Genomic DNA, 19158 nt, shown 5'->3' with positions numbered 1-19158 from the left:
TCCGTTTGGCCGTTATTTCTCAGCGCCCCGATAAATCCTGTCTTATTCTGAGTGCGATATGACATCGTCAGACACACTTATCGCTTTTGCGTCTAAGCTTATTTCCTATCACAATAAGCACATGATTCTTGCTACCCGTACCCACTGATGCATCGTCTCCATCACTACCCCGATGTTCCGGTCATGTTCCGCCGTCTGCTGATTGCCACCCTGGTGGGCATTCTGGCGGCGTTTGCCGTCGCGCTGTTCCATCTGGCGATGGGCGCGCTGGAAGGCCTTTTCCTCAACGATCATAGCGGAAGCCTGGTCAATGCCGCTGAGGCGCTGCCAGGATGGCGTCGGCTGCTAACCCCTGCGGCGGGCGGCCTGGCTGCCGGCACCCTGCTGTGGCTCTGGCAGCGCCAGACCCGCCAGCGCCCTCATGCCCCCACCGACTATATGGAAGCGCTGGAGACCGGCGATGGTCAGTTTGATACGCCCGCCAGCCTGATCAAATCCCTGGCGTCATTGCTGGTGGTCACCACCGGTAGCGCTATTGGCCGTGAAGGGGCGATGATACTGCTGGCCGCGCTGGCCGCATCGCTGTTTGCCCGGCGCTTTACGCCAAAGGCGGAATGGAAACTGTGGGTCGCCTGCGGCGCTGCTGCCGGGATGGCCAGCGCCTATCACGCCCCGTTAGCCGGAAGCCTGTTTATCGCCGAGATTTTATTCGGCACCCTGATGCTGGCGTCGCTCGGCCCGGTGGTCATTTCCGCGGTTGTCGCTCTGCTGGTCACCCAACTGCTGAACGGCGGCCCGACACCGCTGTATCAGGTGGTGTTCAATGAACCGCTTACCACCCTTCACTATGCGATGATGCTGGCTACCGGGCTGCTGGCTGGGGTCTGCGGTCCACTGTTTATTGCCATGATGAGCGCCAGTCACCGGGGATTTTTGCGCGCGGGTCTCTCGCCGCCCTTCCAGCTGGCGCTGGGCGGCCTGATCGTCGGCCTGCTGTCGCTGATAACGCCGGCGGTCTGGGGCAATGGTTACAGCACGGTACAACATTATCTGCAATCGCCGCCGCTGTTCAGCGCTATCGCGCTGGTCTTTGTGTGTAAAGTGATTGCGGTATTTGCCAGCAGTGGTTCTGGCGCACCGGGCGGAGTCTTCACACCGACGCTGTTCGTCGGTCTGGGGATGGGGATGCTGTTTGCTAACCTCAGCGGGCTATGGCTGCATTACGATCAGGGGATGGCAATTCTGATTGGTTTGACCGGAATGGCGGCCTTTCTGGCGGCTACGACGCACGCGCCGATCATGTCAACCTTGATGATTTGTGAAATGACCGGACAGTATGCGTTACTGCCCGGTTTGCTGATTGCCAGCGTGCTGGCGTCGGTGCTCTCAAGGACCTTACGCGAGGATTCGATCTACCGTCATCACGCTGCCGAGCATGGGTAAATCAATATACTGGCTTAACTCGCGCTGTTCGGCACGCGGCAGATACGGCAGTTCACCAATCAGCGGCCCCGGCAGCTTTTTGCTCAACACATCGATGATTTCCGCATAGTGCGCCAGCCCCGGGTTAATACGGTTAGCCACCCAGCCAATCAGCGGCAGACCGTCGTTGGCAATAGCCTGTGCGGTCAGCAGCGCGTGGTTGATGCAGCCTTCCTGAATCCCGACCACCATCAATACCGGCAGTTGCTCCTGCACCACCCATTCGGAGAGAGGACGCAGGTCGTTCATTAAGCTACGCCAGCCGCCGGTGCCTTCGACCACCACGTGATCCACCTGCCCGCTCAGGCGCTGCAGGCCGTCGGTCAACAGACCGTAGTTGATCGGGCTGCTGTGGGCCACGCTGCTTTCATCTTCGCTTAACGCGATGGGATTGACAGCATCGTACGGTAACGCCAGCGTCGACACGCTTTGTAAAATCAGCGCATCTTTGTTACGCAATCCGTCCGGCGTCTCTTTGCTGCCCTTCGCCACAGGTTTGTATCCCGCGACGCTTTTGCCGCTGGCAGCAAGTGCCTGCAACAGCGCACGGGAAACCACCGTCTTGCCGACAGCGGTGTCAGTACCTGTTATAAAGAAACGCTTAAACATCATTAACCCCACGGTTATGTTGGTTATCCCCGTCATACTTCAAGTTGCTTGGGTGTTGGCTGCACCCGTGCACCCCAGTCACTTACCTGAGTAAGCTCGTGGGGATTTACGGCCTTGCTGCCTACAAGCAACTCGAATTATTTTGGGTATATAAAGACAAAATAATAAAGTGTGGGGAAAAGTTTACGCGAAGCTGGTGAATATCAGCTTGAGATAGCGCAATTTTTGGTGCGACGACGGGAAAATGTTAACCCTGTAACAGTCGAATCAACAAAGATCCGTTATAGAGCGCATCTTTGACCAGAGCAGCGCCGGCCATCGTTCCCCGGTTAGAGAACTGGGTACTTTCGACGGCGATATGCCGGCTGTAGGCCGGGAGAGATTGTTGTCTGATGCAGTCAGATATTGCCGGAAACAGGATATCCGCCGCCTGGCTAAAAGGCGAGCCGATCAGAATTTTTTGCGGGTTAAACAGATTCACCATGATCGCCAGAATACGCCCAACGTGCTGCCCGACGCCGCTGATAATATCCCGCGCCAGCAAATCGCCCTGCAAGGCCGCCTGACAGAGCCACTCTACGCTCAGCGGTTGCTGATGCAGCATTGAGCTCATTGATTTAGCCATCCGCACCTGCGCCAGCTCCAGTACGCTCTCAACGCTGGCGATAGTCTCAAGGCAGCCGTGGTTGCCGCAGTAGCACAGCTTACCGTACGGGTCGACCTGGGTATGGCCAATCTCCACCAGACTGCTGCTGCCGGCATGCAGCAGGCGGCCGTCGGTGATCACGCCGGCACCCACGTTATGATCGATCACCACCTGAATGACATCACGCGCGCCGCGTGACGCACCAAACAGCGATTCTGCCATGGTCCAGGCGCTAATATCATGCTGAATATAAACGGAAACCCCGGTGCGACTTGCCAGAACCTCGCCCAGCGGCAGATCCTGGACATCATCATAAAACGGCATCCGGTGGATAACGCCATTTTCGGTATCAATAATCCCCGGCATGGTGACGGCGATGGCCGTCAGGCGTTCCAGCTTCTTTTGATGACGAATAAAAAATTTGTCGATGTGTTCGACGACCCGCGTCAAAAAAGGCTGCGGATGTTCAAGCGCCAGTTCGAGCTGCTCTTCCACCACCAGCTTGCTGCTCAGATCCCGCAGCGCCAGATGGATTTCACCGCGGCTGATACGTACGGAGAGATAGTGCCAGGCTTCGGTTTCAACCATCAGGCCAACGGCCGGACGCCCGCGGCTACCCGGATCCTGAATTTCCGTCTCCTGCACCAGGTGCGCTTCCAGCATTTCACGCACAATTTTGGTAATGCTGGCCGGGGCCAGTTGCGCAAAGCGTGACAGATCGATACGCGACACCGGGCCAAGCTGATCAATCAGGCGATAAACGGCGCCGGCATTGGTCTGCTTTATTTGATCGATATGGCCTGGCTGACTGTCCGCTACCACCGTTGACTCCCTTTATTTTCGCGCTTCGAAATAAACTTTTTGCTATGGTGAAGCACTTCGAGGGCACTCGTCAAATTTTTACTTAGCCTTGTGATTTACTGCACATTTTTGACAATATTTAGTCTGAATTTATGACCGCAGAGGCGGCAAGCAGGTATTCCCGGAAGCGTTGCGCCGCCTGACTCTGTTCATGGTGCTTCGACCACACCAGCCACATTTCCGATACCGCATCCTGTTCTTTAATCGGCAACCAGCGCATTTCATTAATCTGCACCCGCTTAAACGATGCCGGTAAAATAGAAACGCCCAGCCCGGACGCCACCAGCCCGATAATGGTCATCGCCTCCCCGACTTCCTGAGCAATCGTCGGTGTTAATCCGTAGCGCCGCATCAGCCCCAGAATGTCGTCATACAGCCCGGTGCCAACGTGCGGGTCAAAAAAGACAAACGGCTCGCGCGCCAGCTCTGCCAGACTCACCGCCTCCTGACGGGCCAGCGGATGATCGCTCGGCACCATCGCCAGCAACGGCTCACGCAGCACCCTCTCCCAGACCAGCGTTTCCGGAAGCTGGGTGTTGCGCATCAGCCCCAGATCGAGCGCCCCCTCATTCAGCGGCACGATCTGCTCACGGGTGTTGGTTTCCCGGGTCTGGATATGCACGTCCGGATAGCGACGCCGAAAGGTCGACAGCGTGTCGGAGACCGGTTTGATGAACGGCGCGGAAGAGGTAAAGCCGATGTGCAGCTCGCCGGTTTCGCCATGATGCAGCCGCCCCGCCCGCGCGGCGGCATCATCCACCTGAGTAAGAATGTATCGACTGTCGACCAGAAACTGTCGCCCCGCCGCCGTCAGGCTGACGCTTCGGTTGGTGCGGGCGAACAGCCGCGCGCCAATTTGCTGTTCAAGTATCTGAATCTGCTGGCTTAATGGCGGTTGCGAAATATTCAGCCGTGCCGCCGCCCGGCCAAAATGCAGCTCTTCAGCGACGGCAATAAAGTAGCGGAGATGGCGTAGTTCGATATTCATATCTTAAACGTCTTATTTGAGATTATTAATATATTAGACAGAATATTCGCCTTTTCATACCCTTAGAAGTGTGATCTGTGACATCACATAACTCTGTGTTCTCAGCAAGGATTTTTCCGTGAGTCGTACAACTACCGTTGACAGCGTGCCGGCAAGCGAAGTCATCGACAATGTTATCTCCCAGCCAAATCAGTTTATTAAACGCGGTACCCCCCAGTTTATTCGCGTCACTCTGGCGCTGTTCTCTGCCGGTCTGGCCACCTTCGCCTTGCTCTATTGCGTACAGCCAATTCTGCCAGTGCTTTCAACAGAATTTGGCGTCACGCCAGCCAGCAGCAGCATATCGTTATCCATCTCCACCGCCATGCTGGCCATTGGTCTGCTGTTTACCGGCCCGTTATCCGATGCGATCGGCCGTAAACAGGTCATGGTCACCGCGCTGGTGCTGGCATCATGCTGCTCGCTGCTGTCGACCATGATGTCCAGCTGGCACGGAATATTGATTATGCGGGCGCTGATTGGCCTGTCGCTGAGCGGTGTGGCGGCGGTCGGGATGACCTATCTGAGTGAAGAAATTCACCCCAGCGTGGTGGCTTTTTCAATGGGGCTGTACATCAGCGGCAACTCCATCGGCGGGATGAGCGGCCGTCTGCTGACCGGGGTATTCACCGACTTTTTTGGCTGGCGCGTGGCGCTGGCGGTAATCAGTTGCTTTGCCCTTGCGGCAGCAATCATGTTCTGGCGCATCCTCCCGGAATCACGCCACTTTCGCCCGACCTCATTACGACCAAAATCGCTGCTGATCAACTTCCGTCTGCACTGGCGCGATCGCGGCCTGCCGCTGCTGTTCCTCGAAGGTTTCCTGCTGATGGGCTCCTTTGTAACCCTGTTTAATTACATCGGCTATCGCCTGATGATGTCCCCATGGTCGCTGAACCAGGCGGTGGTTGGCCTGCTCTCAGTGGCCTATTTGACCGGGACCTGGAGTTCGCCAAAAGCCGGCGCCATGACCGCGCGCTTTGGCCGCGGGCCGGTGATGTTGGGGTTTGTCGGGGTCATGTTGGCCGGGCTGATACTAACCCTGTTCTCCTCCCTGTGGCTGATTTTCGCCGGCATGCTGCTGTTCTCGGCAGGCTTCTTCGCCGCCCACTCGGTCGCCAGCAGCTGGATTGGCCCGCGTGCGCGTCGCGCTCGGGGTCAGGCGTCATCATTGTATCTGTTCAGCTACTACCTGGGGTCCAGCATCGCGGGGACGTTAGGAGGAATTTTCTGGCACAACTATGGCTGGAATGGCGTGGGTGGATTTATCGCACTCATGCTAACAGCAGCACTTCTTACTGGCGTTTGTCTGCACAAACGTCTGAGTTAACGGCTCTGTACGTGGCCTTCATCGGCCACGTCTGTCACCACATGCCCAATACCGACGACGCCCCCAGGAGTTCCCTGACGGCATCAATTGAGAGCAGTGCAATAAACAGCATGGTGAACGGATTCATAGTACCCCTCACAGCAGCGGCCTGCGCTTCAACAAGTGTAGCTGCTGGTTAAAAATTAATCCGCTATCTTGACCATACCATTGTGACAATATTTCGATCCTGCCAGCGCCTGGCGATAAATAGTACTGCGCCAACCTGTGCCCTCCGTCTGGCAGATTGGCACAGATCAGGATAGTGTAGAGCGATACGGGCTACGCCTTTCGTTCATTCGCAACAGGCCAGAATACACATGACTGAAAACAAAAATTATCAGCAGCTTACCCGCACGTTCCAGCGTCTTTCCCGCTTCTCGCATCTCGGCGCCATCGCCGGTTGGGATATGTTCGCCATGATGCCACCGGGCGGCAGTGCCGCACGAGGCGCCGCACTGGCGGAACTGGGGGTGTTGCAGCATCAGATTTTGACGGACAGCAGCGTGGCTCAGGCACTGCGCAACGCGCTGCAAGAAGATCTGAATGACGTTGAACAGGCCAACCTGCGTGAAATGACCCGCCAGTATGAACAGGCGGCGCTGCTGCCGGAAAGTCTGGTGGAAGCCAAATCCCTGGCAGGCAGCCGCTGCGAGCACGCCTGGCGTAGCCAGCGCCCGGCCAACGACTGGGAAGGTTTCTCCGAGAACCTGCGTGAAGTGGTGAAACTGAGCCGCGAAGAGGCCAGCATCCGCGCCGCGGCCAAAGGGGGCTCACGCTACGACGCCCTGCTGGATATTTTCGAACCGGATATGACCAGCGCGCGCCTGGATGTGCTGTTTGCCGATCTCAAATCCTGGCTACCCGCCCTGCTGGCTGACGTTGTCGAAAAACAGGCGCAGCAACCGCCCGTCGCACCGCAGGGTCCGTTCCCGGTGGCAGAACAGCGTGAACTGGGTCTCGAGGCGATGCGCATCCTCGGCTTCGATTTTGATAGCGGACGCCTTGATATTAGCGCCCACCCATTCTGCGGCGGCGTCCCGCAGGATGTGCGGATCACCACTCGCTATAACGAAGACGACCTGCTCAGCGCCTTGTTCGGGGTGATACATGAAACCGGCCATGCGCGCTATGAACAGAACCTGCCGCGCAAATGGCTCGACCAGCCGGTGGCACTCGCCCGTTCAACGGCAATTCACGAATCACAGAGCCTGTTTTTTGAAATGCAGCTCGGGCGCAGTGACGCCTTCCTGAAACGTCTGTTGCCAGCCGTTCGCCAGCGCTTCGGCGATCAGTCAGCCTTCAGCAGCGACAATTTCATTGCCTGGAACCAGCGCGTCAAACCCGGATTTATCCGTGTGGATGCCGATGAAGTCAGCTATCCGGCGCACGTCATTCTGCGCTATGAAATTGAACGCGCGCTGATCGATGGCGATATTGAAGTCGACGATATTCCGGCCTTATGGGATGAAAAAATGCAAAGCTGGCTGGGTCTTTCCACCACCGGCAATTACCGCAATGGCTGCATGCAGGATATCCACTGGACCGACGGCGGTTTCGGTTATTTCCCTTCCTACACGCTCGGCGCAATGTATGCCGCACAGCTGATGGCCGCGGCGAAACGCGCACTACCTCAGCTGGAAGCCAACATTGCCAGCGGTGATTTCTCCACGCTGTTTGCCTGGCTGCAACAGAATATATGGCAGCACGGCAGTCGGTTCACCACCTCGCAGCTGATTACCAACGCCACCGGCGAGGACCTGAACAGCGATTATTTCCGCCAGCACCTGACCTCACGTTACCTGTAAGCCTGTCGCGCCGGGGTTTCCCCGGCGCCATCATCCCGACGTTATCCTCGTTGTCGTCCCGGCAGTGCCACGTTGTACATATGGTTACACGCCGATACCAAACACTCACGGAAAGCCGGATAAGAGCGGCATATAGTGTTTTCAACGGCCCCGCAGTGGGGTTCACTGAAGAAACAAATTCGAGGATATCAGAATGAAAAAAGTATTAGCTCTGGTCGTTGCCGCTGCTATGGGTCTGTCTTCTGCTGCTTTCGCTGCTGATGCAGTAAGCACCACTCAGGCTCCGGCTGCTGCTCACAGCACCACTGCCAAAACCACGCATCACAAAAAACACCACAAAGCTGCGGCTAAACCAGCCACCGAGCAGAAAGCTCAGGCTGCCAAAAAACACAAAAAAGCCGAAGCCAAACCTGCGGTAGCGCAGAAAGCTCAGGCCGCTAAGAAACACCACAAAGCGGCAGCTAAACCTGCAGCAGCACAGAAAGCACAGGCGGCTAAAAAGCACCACAAAGCTGCGACCAAACCTGCAGTAGCACAGAAAGCGCAGGCGGCTAAAAAGCACCACAAAACCACCAAACATCAGGCTGCTAAACCGGCTGCACAGCCAGCTGCATAATTCTTCCGCTCCGTCGGATGAATCATAAATCGGCGCTGTTTCAGCGCCGTTTTTTTTCTGGAGGGCATTATGCTGCGGCGCTATCGTTTCGAGCTCATCCTGGTCTTATTAATCCTCTGCGCAGTGATTGCCACCCGCTTTTTCCTGTACTAACCCGGTGGCCGCCTAACCCACAATCCTTTGTATTCCTTCACGCTTTTTTGCATTTCACTCCATGACCGAATCGCGTCTACCGGCCTAGCCATGCCCAGCCGTTGTAGCCCAGACCATACAGTGCAAAAAGCAGCAAAAAGCCGGCGGATATGGTGGTGACACGATCGCGATGCGCGGCGTTCAACCAGCGACGAATTGCAAAGATATAGAGCGACAGCACGCTCAGGTCGATAACCAGCCAAATCACGGTTAACAAAACAAGGCTCAGTCCAGGATCCGCAGTGACGGGAATAAACAGCGGAAAAAACGCGACAAAAAACAGAATGTCCTTGGGATTACTCACCCCGGTCACAAACCCCATCAGCCACCCACCGCGTCGCGCCGAAGCAGCCGATGCCGACTGGGATCCTCGCAGCATCCCGACGGCCAGCCACGCAATATAACAAGACCCGGCGGCGGCCAGCAGCGTCAGCATATCCGGATGGATAGCCACCACCCCGCGCAACATCGCGGCGGCGACGGCAATCAGCAATAGCGATGCGAGATTGCTCCCGGCCATGGTATATAACGCGCAACGATAACCGTGACGCGTCGCGGCGTCGGTGACCAGCACCACAACCGGTCCCGGCGTGGCAATCAGGGCCAGCACCGTCAGGCCATACCCCATCAGCAATGCATAGTTCATGATATAAACTCACTCTTCTTTTCAGGTCGTCTATTTTATTCCTTGAATTAAGAGTTGAAAAACGATCTGTGCTGAGCTTGAATGTGAGTTTTACTCATCATTGAGGATGAACCGCGTGTCGATGCCGCCGCTGTATGCGCTACGCGCTTTTGCTACCGCCGCCCGGCTGGGCTCCTTTAGCCAGGCTGCCGCGATGCTGCACGTTACCCCCGGCGCCGTCAGCCGCCATATCAGTACGCTCGAAGCCTGGTTCGATTGTCAGTTGTTTATCCGTCAGGGACCAAAGGTGACGCTCAGCGAGGCAGGTCGCCAGCTGGCACATGCGCTGGAGGAAAATTTCGCCGCCATCGACAGAGCCTGCCAGACTTTGCGCCAGCAGGCAGGAAAGCTCCGCCTGAAATCACCCTCCACCTTAACGATGCGCTGGTTGCTGAAGGTGCTGCAACAGTTTCGTCAGCAGCATCAAAAGCCAGTTATCGAGATGAGCAGCGTGTGGATGGACCGGGACAGCGTCGATTTTGCCCGTGAACCTTATGATTGCGCGATCCTGCTCGGCGATGGCCACTTTGGCGAAGACACCCGACACGCGCTGCTGTTTGCCGAATGGCTGATCCCGCTATGCGCGCCGGCCATGGTGGAGGCCGCGCGCGAGGATTTAACCGCCTGCCCGCTGATCCATCCCACACCCGACCGCCGTGACTGGCGGCGCTGGTTGCAGGAGATCGATCCGCAGACGCCGACAGACCTTAGTCGGGGAATCGTCTTCGACAGTCTGGATCAAGGAAATATGGCAGCGATGAGTGGACATGGGGTATCGGTGGGGGATCTTTTATTGAGCCTCGAGGCCATCGACAGCGGTCTGCTGGTCGCGCCGTTTGCTCAGGCAGTCGCCACGGGCGACGGCTATTATCTGGTCTGGCCGAAGGCTACGCGTAACGAGCAAGCGGTGGAACACTTGTACCTGTTTTTGCGTGAACATCTTCCCGCCCCCTTTCCCACCGGCATCGAGCGCCGGGGAAAGGAGGCGAATTAACATCAGAAACGCCGGCTTACATCACCTGCACCGCCTGCACCACCAGATAGCCTGCTGCACCCCAGATAAAAATCGAGGCGAGAGAAACATACACTAACGCACGAATACCTTTTTTCGACATAGATCCTCCCGAAACCGGAGATAAGAAACTGGAGCTATCATCACCGGGACAACATCTCTGTTTGTTCAACGGGAAACAGGAATAACAATAATTGCCGTGAGAAAATGTTTCGCTTTGAAAGTAACTGCTAAGGTTGTAAGAATGTGCGTTATCCGATGAATGCATTCATGTTTATGTCGATTTAGCGTCATCACCCGCCCAACAACTTTACAAATAAAACCCCATCTCGCACCTGAAGCATACCCTGCGCATTTGGTACGTACCGTAACCTGATTTATGTTGCTTCCTGCCACGCTTTCTGCGGAAATAACCACGTGGTACAAAAGCGCTAACCATTTGAGTTATCGTCATTATTGTACGGAAATGCGGCGTTTTGGCGGGATTTTAATCGCGTTTCGCTTAATTAAAATTACTGTTAACTTTCATAAACTTAAATCTCCTGCTACTGTCAATATACACAAATTCATCCTCCCCAGTCTCTAAGGGATAAAGGATGAGATGTATATACATAATTTCTCCCCAGAGAGTAATATGCGCAAAGACGTACTGTTGTTGTTGTGTTCTTTTTGTTTGTTGTCCCCGTTTGCTCACGCTGATGATGACAGCATGAGCGCAAAAGATATCAAGACGCTTTTTTTTGGTCATGACGATCGAAAACCGGTCAACAATCCTGCTGAAGAGCCCTGGGATGCCATCGGTCAGTTAGAAACGGCCAGCGGCAATCTGTGTACCGCCACCCTGATTTCACCCCATCTGGCGCTGACGGCGGGCCACTGCCTGCTGACTCCGCCAAAAGGCAAACCGGATAAGGCGGTAGCCCTGCGCTTTATCTCACGCAAAGGTGGCTGGGTGTATGAAATTCACGGCATTGAGGGGCGCGTTGACCCATCGCTGGGCAAACGGCTGAAAGCAGATGGCGACGGCTGGATTGTCCCCTCGGCTGCTGCCCCGTGGGATTTTGGCCTGATCGTCCTGCGCTATGCGCCTTCAGGCATCACCCCGATCCCGTTATTTAGCGGCGATAAGGCCGATCTCACCGCCGCGCTGAAAGTCGCCGAACGCAAAGTCACGCAGTCGGGCTATCCGGAAGACCATCTGGATAATCTCTACACCCATCAGGATTGCATCGTCACCGGCTGGGCGCAGACCACGGTCCTGTCGCACCAGTGCGACACGCTGCCTGGTGACAGCGGTTCACCATTGTTGCTGAAAACCGATAGCGGCTGGCAGGTGATTGCCGTCCAGAGCTCGGCTCCGGGGCCGAAAGATCGCTGGCGGGCGGATAACCGCGCCATCTCGGTGACTGGTTTTCGTGACAAGCTGGAAACGCTGGCCGGAGAATAACCGCTAGCCCTGCTGCTGGCGCAGCTGCCGTAATGAGGCAATGGGCATCGGTTCACTAAAGTAAAACCCCTGTAAGCGATGGCATCCGGCCCGACGCAGCAGCGCCAGCTGCTGCTGGTTCTCGACCCCTTCGGCAACCACCGTCATCCCGAGCGCCCCGGCGATCCGCACGGTCCCGCGCACCAGCTCTGCGGCCTGAGCATCGACATCGACCACGCCGGCCAGCGATTTATCAATTTTGAGCGTATCGAAATGAAAGCTCCGCAGGTAGCCAATGCTGGAGTAACCGATGCCAAAATCATCCAGCGCCACCGACGTCCCCAGCGCCTTGAGATTCTCTATCGCCGCCAGCGCACGGGCCGGATTCTCCATCACATAGCTTTCGGTCACTTCAATTTGCAACCGACGGGCTGGAAAGTGACAGCGGGCCAGAACCTGGACCACCCGTGATTCAAATTCCGGGTCGCGAAACTGCGCCGGAGAGATATTCACCGACAGCATTAAATCGTCCAGCGCACGCAGATCGCTGCAGGCACGATAGAGGGCAAACTGGCCGAGGGCATAAATCAGCCCGCTGCTTTCCGCAATGCCGATAAAGGCATCCGGCGGTAGCGGGCCTTCTGGGCGACGGGGCCAGCGGAGCAGCGCTTCCACACCCACCACCACCAGCGTATCGGCGTTGACGATCGGCTGATACCAGACATCGAACTCCTCATTTTCCAGCCCCTGGCGGATGCCGTTTTCAATATTGAGCTGATACTGTCGGGTATCGTTGAGGCTCTCATCGTACCAGGTGGTGCGCCCTTTGCCTGATTTTTTCGAGTGATACATGGCAATATCGGCGCGGCGAAACAGTTCGGTGCTGGAGCACGTGGCCGGCGTACCGCTGGCGATGCCGATACTGGCGCTGATATAAATTTTGCGCTCGCCAATCGCCACCGGCGACTTCAGCATTTCCAGCACTGCCCACGCAAAAGCCGACGCCTGTGCTATCGACTGCTCTCCGCCGACGGACATGGCGAATTCATCTCCACCCATCCGCGCAAGCAGGCCGTCGGGCGGGACGCGATCCTGAAGCTCGCGGGCAATATGCGCAATCAGCGCATCTCCCACCTCATGGCCATAGTTGTCATTCACATCTTTAAAACCATCAAGGTCGATAAATACGACACACTGCACGTCGTGCTGGGTCTTTTCGCATATCTGGTTGAGTCGCCCGAACAGCGCCCGGCGGTTGGGTAATTTACTGAGCCAGTCGGTCATGGCTATCTGCCGCGCCAGTTTCTCACCGCACGACAGCTTATACAGCCCGAGGCAGCTCAACAGAATAAACAGCAGGATCAGGCTGGCAGCCAGAAAGGCGATAAGGCGAATACCGGTCGATGCTGCATGCGCCGCTTCCGCACCCGGCAGTCGCGGCTGCCAGCTGAGATATCCGACAGTCTCACCGGCGCTGGTGCGTAACGGAACGCTATACTCACCGCCGCGTTCTGTCGCATGCAACCCGCGGATCTGAAAGGTATTCCCGAGTTTTTCCAGGATATCCGCATTGATATGCCGGGTGACGACCAGATAACGGCGTGTATCATCGTGCACCTGCAAACGCCCCATTGACGGGCGTATCAGTCCGATTCCGATAAAGGCAATCCCCGCCTGAGTACGGGTAATGCCGGCATAGGCGCTCTTGCCGCTGCGCAATGCTTCAGCATGCCGGGTAATTAATGCCCGCAGACCGCTGCCAAAGAAGCGAATATCGGTGTCATTAAGCGCCTTGCTGCGAAACGATCCCCACAACACCTGATAATGCTGATCGAGGACGAACATTCCGTCGTAGAGATCGTCAATTTTGAATCCGGAGCCCCAGGAATCATAAAGCCAGTTGGTATTCAGCACCGGGGCGTAGGTTTGTCTCACGGCGTCATCCCAGATTGAATTGTCCTGGACTAACGACAGTACGCGACTTACCGAGGTTTGCACCGCGCCATCCACGGAGAGGATCGAGCGATGCTTGTCAATTTCGTTAGTTTTAATGCCGATCAGATGTTGGGAAAAATAGAGCAGTGAAATAATCGAAACAATCAGGCCGATCCCGGCAAGGAAGATCATTACCGACAGGGTTTTAGCAGAGGGGAGATTGCGCCAGCCAGGCAAATTTACCATTATCAGTCCTCTCTTACGGCCAAAGATAAACCCGCCGCCCGCACTCTTTTTTTAAAGAATACTACAGAGAACAAATTTTGCCGCCCGCATATGCAGGCGGCATCACATTACGCCAGTTTAATTAAGACCATCCCACTCACCAGCAGGATCACGCCGAGCCAGCCTTTATAATTCAGGCGCTGACCAAACAGGATCCAGCCTGCCGCGAGGGTGGCGGCAATCCCGAATCCGCCCCACAAGGCATAGGCCACTGACAGGTCAATCCCCTTCACCGCCTGGGAGAGCGCGCTGAAGGCACCAAGCACCGCCAGCAAAGAGAGAATTCCGTACATTTTTTGGCGAAAACCGTCGGAAAACTTCAAAAAGACGTTAGCGACAATTTCCAGCACGATGGCCAGCGCCAGCCAGGCGCCATGCACCCATTCAAACTGTTGCATGCGTCAACTCCTCCGGCTGTTTCTCGACCTTTTGGGTGCCGGACTTAATCAGTACAATCCCGACGACCAGCGTCGTCAGACCGGCAATTTTGACCAGCGACAGGGACTCATCAAACAGCGTCACGCTGAATAAGGTAATCAATAAAATGCCGATACCTTCCCATAACGCATAGGCCACCCCGAGGGCGATTTTTTTAACCGCAAAGGCCAGGAAAATATAGGAAACAGCGATCATCACCAGCATCAAAATAAAACCAAGGTGACCACCGCTGACGCTGGCCCATTTCATAGAGAGTGTGCCGATAATTTCAGCAACAATAGCGAGAGCTAATAAAATCCAATAAAACATCATCCGTTCTCCTGCATGAGAATATAATCCATGACGGCTTGCCACTTTGGCAGACCGAAAAAATCTGGCGTAGATTTAGCCGTGCGCAGTGCGCCAGCTCAGGCAGAGGAGAAGGACTAAAGCGCAGAGCGCCAGTGTTGCTCGCCGTCAAAGCGGCTGTCAGGAAGGGAATCGCAAACAGATGCTGAAATAAACAGGGTGAACTGATTGTCCATAAAATTACAATTATCCGCGGTATTGCTTCTCATCATTGCGGATGAATATTGTCCTCGAGAGTTAATCACCCTTAATTTGTACCATAACGCCCTTTTACTCTCAAAGCCTTTGCACTTCTTTACGCCTGGTATTTGATTTAGATTAGCTTTTTCTGATGTCAATCGTCATTATGATGGCGCGTGCACATTTTTATTTTAATGACCGGGTTGTTTTCTTCACGGTAAGACGCTTATTCGGGGCTTATACTCTTGCTGCCAGCGGCTTTTTTTGTGGTTTTTTTGCTGCCTTTTGTCCGGCATCCGACGCTACACTGTGAGAAAAACCGGTTTTATTCTCAGGGACACCTATGGCCAAACCCATCATCACTCTTAATGGATTAAAGATAGTCATCATGCTGGGCATGCTGGTCATCATTCTCACCGGTATCCGCTTCGCGGCAGATATCATTGTCCCCTTCGTGCTGGCGCTGTTTCTGGCGGTGGTGATCAACCCGGTGGTCCACCTGATGATGCGCTGTCGGGTGCCCCGGGTGTTGGCCATCGTGCTGCTGATCGGCACCATCGTGATGCTGGCGGTGATCCTGCTGGCATCGCTCGCGACGTCACTTAATGAGCTGGCGCGAACCCTGCCACAATACCGCAGCTCGCTCTCCGAGCCGGTGCATACCGTCACCCCCTGGCTTCAGCGCTTTGGCTTTAGCGTATCGGTGGTGGAGCTGAATAAATATATTGACCCCAATGCGGTCATGACGATGGTGACCAGCCTGCTGACCCAGCTGTCCAACGCCATGTCATCGATCTTCCTGCTGCTGTTGACGGTGGTGTTTATGCTGCTGGAAGTCCCGCAGCTTCCTGCCAAACTGCAGCAGCTGATGTCGAGACCGGTAGAAGGTATGGGGGCCATTCAGCGCGCCCTCGACAGCGTCTCGCGCTACCTGGTATTAAAAACCGCCATCAGTCTGGTCACCGGGCTGGTGGTCTGGGCGATGTTGGCGCTGCTGGATGTGCGATTCGCCTTTATGTGGGGCCTGCTGGCATTTGCGCTGAACTATATTCCCAATATCGGTTCGATTCTGGCGGCAATCCCGCCCATTTTGCAGGTCATGGTGTTTGGTGGCCTGTATGACGCGCTGGTGGTGCTCACCGGATATCTGGTGATCAACATCGTCTTCGGCAATATCCTCGAGCCGCGGATCATGGGGCGTGGGCTGGGGCTTTCCACCCTGGTGGTGTTTCTGTCGTTGATTTTCTGGGGCTGGCTGCTGGGACCGGTCGGCATGCTGCTCTCCGTACCGCTGACCATCATAGTGAAAATTGCGCTCGAGCAGAGCGCCAGCGGACAAAGTATTGCGGTACTACTGAGCGATTTAAGTAAGTAGGGATCCCCGTCAACAGCCTGAGTTATTTTGGGCATATAGGTGCATGCTGGCGGTGCAATGCCGCCAGCGGTTAGTTGTTCATATCTATCCTTGGTTAATGCGAATACCCGCTGTCAGCATAGAGACTACTGCATGAAGAATGCGGTAAACGTGTCGTTTATTTTGCTTTTCCCGTAGTCCACCCCCAGACTTCCTGCTTCGATCGCCGTCACATAATTACTCAGGGAATTATTACTCTCAGGCTAACGATCTGTTCCCGGGCTTAATTGATGCACTGCCCCGCTCGTCGCACACTAACTTCCACACAATGACAATCAAAACGATTTGTCGAATCAGGAGGTTAATAATGAATGGCGAACAAACGACGGGACGGGTCTGGAACCGTCGCCGGACGGAAAAGCAGCGCCGACTGGCCGCCGCGAATGTCTCCGGTAAGGTTATCCCCACTGACCAGTTGGTCAATGCGCTGGAACATCTTCTCGCCCCCGGCGACCGCGTGGTGCTGGAGGGGAATAACCAGAAACAGGCCGATTTCCTCTCCCGTATGCTGGCGGAAGTGAGCCCGCAAAAGATCCACGACCTGCACATGATTATGCCCAGCGTCGGGCGCAGCGAGCACCTGGATCTGTTTGAAAAAGGCATCGCCCGCAAACTGGATTTCTCGTTCTCCGGTACACAGAGCCTGCGTATTTCGCAGCTGCTGGAAGATGGTCTGCTGGAAATTGGCGCGATTCATACCTACATCGAACTTTACTCCCGCCTGTACGTCGACCTGTCGCCGAACGTCGCGCTGATTGCCGGTTACAAAGCCGACCGCAAAGGTAATCTCTACACCGGGCCCAGCACTGAAGATACCCCGGCGCTGGTAGAAGCCGCCGCCTTCCACGATGGCATTGTCATTGCGCAGGTTAATGAACTGGTGGATGACGAGTGCGATCTGCCGCGCGTCGATATTCCCGGCTCGTGGATTGATTACGTGGTGGTGGCCGACAAGCCGTTCTTTATCGAACCGCTGTTTACCCGCGACCCGCGCCTGATTAAGCAAGAACATATCCTGATGGCGATGATGGCGATTAAAGGCATCTACGCCGAGCACCAGGTGCAGTCCCTGAACCACGGCATCGGCTTTAACACCGCCGCCATCGAACTGCTGCTGCCGACCTACGGCGAACAACTCGGCCTGAAAGGCAAAATTTGTAAGCACTGGACCCTCAACCCGCACCCAACGCTGATCCCGGCGATTGAAAGCGGCTGGGTGGAGAGCGTGCACTGCTTCGGCGGCGAGCTGGGGATGGAAGAGTATATCCGCGCCCGCCCCGATGTGTTCTTTACCGGCGCCGACGGCTCGATGCGCTCCAACCGCGCTTTCTGCCAGCTGGCAGGCCAGTACGCGGTCGATATGTTCATCGGCTCGACCCTGCAGGTGGATGGCCTCGCGAATTCCTCCACCGTCACGCGTGGGCGTCTGTCCGGCTTCGGCGGCGCGCCGAACATGGGCCACGACCCGCACGGTCGCCGTCATGCCACTCCGGCCTGGCTGAACATGATCACCGAACCGGACCCGATGCAGCGCGGCAAAAAGCTGGTGGTGCAGATGGTTGAAACCTTCCAGGCCGGCGCGAAACCGACCTTCGTAGAAAAACTCGATGCGGTTGACGTCGCCAAAGCCTCCGGCATGCCGTTAGCGCCGGTGATGATTTATGGCGATGACGTGACGCACGTGTTAACCGAAGAAGGTATTGCCTACCTCTACCGGGCAGAAAGCCTCGAAGAACGCCGGGCAATGGTTGCCGCGGTCGCCGGGATCACCGATATCGGCCTTGGCGTGGACGCGAAGCGCGTTGCCGACCTGCGTAAGAGCGGCAAAGTGGTCTATCCGGAAGATATCGGTATCCGCCGCAGCGACGCCACCCGCTCCCTGCTCGCCGCCGGTAGCGTGGCCGATCTGGTCGAATGGTCCGACGGTCTGTACAACCCACCTGCGAAATTCCGGAGCTGGTAATGAAACTCCTGTCACAGACTTATGCCGAGGTACAGGCCGAAAAGCTGGCGTTCATCGCCCGCGACTGCCTGATCGACGAAGCGCGATTAAGCCCGAAGCCGGGTCTGGTGGACAGCCGGGGAAACGGTGCCCATCACGACCTTTCGCTTGATCTGATGGAGCGCTCGGCGCGCAGCCTGACCCCAACGTTTCTGCACCTGGCTCAGCAGAGCTGGCAGCGACCCGCCGATATCGCCCTGCGCGAAACCGTCGGCCGTTTAGGGCGCGAAGGCGAACGGCAGATGATGACCGCCACAGATGGCGTGAATACCCATCGCGGTGCTATCTGGGCACTTGGCCTGTTGGTCAGCGCCGTGGCGATGCATGGCGGTAACGCAGGCGCACAGCAGATTGCACAATCCGCAGCCCTGCTCGCCCGACTGCCGGACGGTGCCGCACCAAAGACCTTCAGTAAAGGGCTGAAAGCCACGCATCAGTACCGGGTGCCAGGTGCACGTGAAGAGGCGCAGCAGGCGTTTCCGCACGTGATGCAGCTCGCGTTGCCGCAACTGTTACGCAGCCGTGCAATGGGGGCGAACGAGAGCGAAGCCCGACTCGATGCGCTGATGGCGATCATGACCTCGCTCAGCGATACCTGCGTGCTTTCCCGTGCCGGGATGCCCGGCCTCAAAGCGATGCAGAACGGAGCCCGTGCGGTGCTGAACGCGGGCGGCAGCGCCACAGCCCGGGGGCGCAACGCGCTCGCCCGTCTCGACGTGCAGATGCTCTCACTGAACGCATCGCCAGGCGGCGCCGCCGATCTGCTCGCCGCCACGCTGTTTCTCGACAGGGTATGCCAGCCCGCGTCTTGCTCAATTTAAAGAGG

General features: G+C 56.3%; 17 protein-coding genes. 9 read left to right on the top strand and 8 right to left on the bottom strand.

Annotated features, from left to right (window positions below; translation table 11 throughout):
• The first annotated feature begins 147 nt into the window (after positions 1-147).
• Positions 148-1443, top strand: coding sequence for a voltage-gated ClC-type chloride channel ClcB (clcB, locus tag ACMYSP_RS24125; protein WP_434584569.1), 1296 nt, complete (start codon positions 148-150; stop codon positions 1441-1443).
• Here clcB and bioD read toward each other — a convergent pair.
• The 3 genes from bioD to ACMYSP_RS24110 form a co-directional block, all read right to left on the bottom strand.
• Positions 1396-2091: a dethiobiotin synthase gene (gene bioD, locus ACMYSP_RS24120; RefSeq protein WP_434587295.1), complete on the bottom strand. Its 696-nt coding sequence runs from the start codon at positions 2089-2091 to the stop codon at positions 1396-1398. The two genes, clcB and bioD, sit on opposite strands and share 48 nt — an antisense overlap.
• A 247-nt stretch (positions 2092-2338) precedes the next feature.
• Positions 2339-3559: a sugar metabolism global transcriptional regulator Mlc gene (mlc, locus tag ACMYSP_RS24115; RefSeq protein ID WP_434584568.1), complete on the bottom strand. Its 1221-nt coding sequence runs from the start codon at positions 3557-3559 to the stop codon at positions 2339-2341.
• 118 nt (positions 3560-3677) lie between these two features.
• On the bottom strand, positions 3678-4586 hold the full coding sequence (locus tag ACMYSP_RS24110) for a LysR family transcriptional regulator (protein WP_434584567.1): 909 nt from the start codon (positions 4584-4586) through the stop codon (positions 3678-3680).
• A 118-nt stretch (positions 4587-4704) separates the two neighbouring features.
• On the opposite strand from ACMYSP_RS24110, the gene ACMYSP_RS24105 reads away from it, so the two are divergent.
• The gene (locus ACMYSP_RS24105; RefSeq protein WP_434584566.1) at positions 4705-5955 is read left to right on the top strand and encodes an MFS transporter; all 1251 of its coding nucleotides are present in this window, start codon (positions 4705-4707) and stop codon (positions 5953-5955) included.
• A gap of 34 nt (positions 5956-5989) precedes the next feature.
• Here the strand turns inward: ACMYSP_RS24105 and ACMYSP_RS24100 are convergent, their stop codons facing one another.
• A complete protein-coding gene (locus ACMYSP_RS24100; protein WP_004862449.1) occupies positions 5990-6082 on the bottom strand; it encodes a KPN_01571 family protein in 93 nt (30 codons plus the stop codon).
• Positions 6083-6311: 229 nt separating this feature from the next.
• On the opposite strand from ACMYSP_RS24100, the gene ACMYSP_RS24095 reads away from it, so the two are divergent.
• Entirely contained in the window at positions 6312-7799 is a 1488-nt protein-coding gene (locus tag ACMYSP_RS24095; protein WP_434584565.1) for a carboxypeptidase M32, read from the top strand.
• 193 nt (positions 7800-7992) lie between these two features.
• On the top strand, positions 7993-8415 hold the full coding sequence (gene asr, locus ACMYSP_RS24090; RefSeq protein WP_434584470.1) for an acid resistance repetitive basic protein Asr: 423 nt from the start codon (positions 7993-7995) through the stop codon (positions 8413-8415).
• Between the two features lie 229 nt (positions 8416-8644).
• On the opposite strand, the gene ACMYSP_RS24085 is transcribed toward asr, so the two are convergent.
• Positions 8645-9253: a LysE family translocator gene (locus ACMYSP_RS24085; protein ID WP_434584563.1), complete on the bottom strand. Its 609-nt coding sequence runs from the start codon at positions 9251-9253 to the stop codon at positions 8645-8647.
• 121 nt (positions 9254-9374) lie between these two features.
• On the opposite strand from ACMYSP_RS24085, the gene ACMYSP_RS24080 reads away from it, so the two are divergent.
• Together ACMYSP_RS24080 and ACMYSP_RS24075 are read left to right on the top strand one after the other, a co-directional pair.
• Positions 9375-10286 carry a LysR substrate-binding domain-containing protein gene (locus tag ACMYSP_RS24080; protein ID WP_434587293.1) on the top strand — a complete coding sequence of 304 codons (912 nt, stop codon included), beginning with the start codon at positions 9375-9377 and terminating at the stop codon, positions 10284-10286.
• A gap of 652 nt (positions 10287-10938) precedes the next feature.
• Entirely contained in the window at positions 10939-11751 is an 813-nt protein-coding gene (locus tag ACMYSP_RS24075) for a trypsin-like serine peptidase (protein ID WP_123754506.1), read from the top strand.
• Between the two features lie 3 nt (positions 11752-11754).
• On the opposite strand, the gene ACMYSP_RS24070 is transcribed toward ACMYSP_RS24075, so the two are convergent.
• The 3 genes from ACMYSP_RS24070 to mdtJ all read right to left on the bottom strand — a co-directional run bounded on the left by ACMYSP_RS24070 (position 11755) and on the right by mdtJ (position 14697).
• Complete coding sequence (locus tag ACMYSP_RS24070) at positions 11755-13911, bottom strand: putative bifunctional diguanylate cyclase/phosphodiesterase (protein ID WP_434584562.1); 2157 nt, start codon at positions 13909-13911, stop codon at positions 11755-11757.
• 107 nt (positions 13912-14018) lie between these two features.
• A complete protein-coding gene (gene mdtI / locus ACMYSP_RS24065) occupies positions 14019-14348 on the bottom strand; it encodes a multidrug/spermidine efflux SMR transporter subunit MdtI (RefSeq protein ID WP_434584561.1) in 330 nt (109 codons plus the stop codon).
• Positions 14335-14697 carry a multidrug/spermidine efflux SMR transporter subunit MdtJ gene (mdtJ, locus tag ACMYSP_RS24060; RefSeq protein WP_434587291.1) on the bottom strand — a complete coding sequence of 121 codons (363 nt, stop codon included), beginning with the start codon at positions 14695-14697 and terminating at the stop codon, positions 14335-14337. Before mdtJ ends, mdtI begins: the two co-directional genes overlap by 14 nt.
• Before the next feature lie 562 nt (positions 14698-15259).
• On the opposite strand from mdtJ, the gene ACMYSP_RS24055 reads away from it, so the two are divergent.
• The 3 genes from ACMYSP_RS24055 (at position 15260) to ACMYSP_RS24045 (ending at position 19153) form a co-directional block, all read left to right on the top strand.
• The gene (locus tag ACMYSP_RS24055) at positions 15260-16291 is read left to right on the top strand and encodes an AI-2E family transporter (protein ID WP_434584560.1); all 1032 of its coding nucleotides are present in this window, start codon (positions 15260-15262) and stop codon (positions 16289-16291) included.
• A 346-nt stretch (positions 16292-16637) separates the two neighbouring features.
• Positions 16638-18293, top strand: coding sequence for a malonate decarboxylase subunit alpha (mdcA, locus tag ACMYSP_RS24050; protein ID WP_434584559.1), 1656 nt, complete (start codon positions 16638-16640; stop codon positions 18291-18293).
• Positions 18293-19153, top strand: coding sequence for a triphosphoribosyl-dephospho-CoA synthase (locus ACMYSP_RS24045; RefSeq protein WP_434584557.1), 861 nt, complete (start codon positions 18293-18295; stop codon positions 19151-19153). The genes mdcA and ACMYSP_RS24045 overlap by 1 nt, the downstream gene beginning before the upstream one ends.
• Positions 19154-19158: the final 5 nt, after the last annotated feature.

It is taken from the genome of Klebsiella sp. R390 (assembly GCF_051131745.1).
Taxonomy (GTDB): Bacteria; Pseudomonadota; Gammaproteobacteria; order Enterobacterales; family Enterobacteriaceae; genus Klebsiella.
This window is presented reverse-complemented; position numbering and strand designations above follow the sequence as displayed.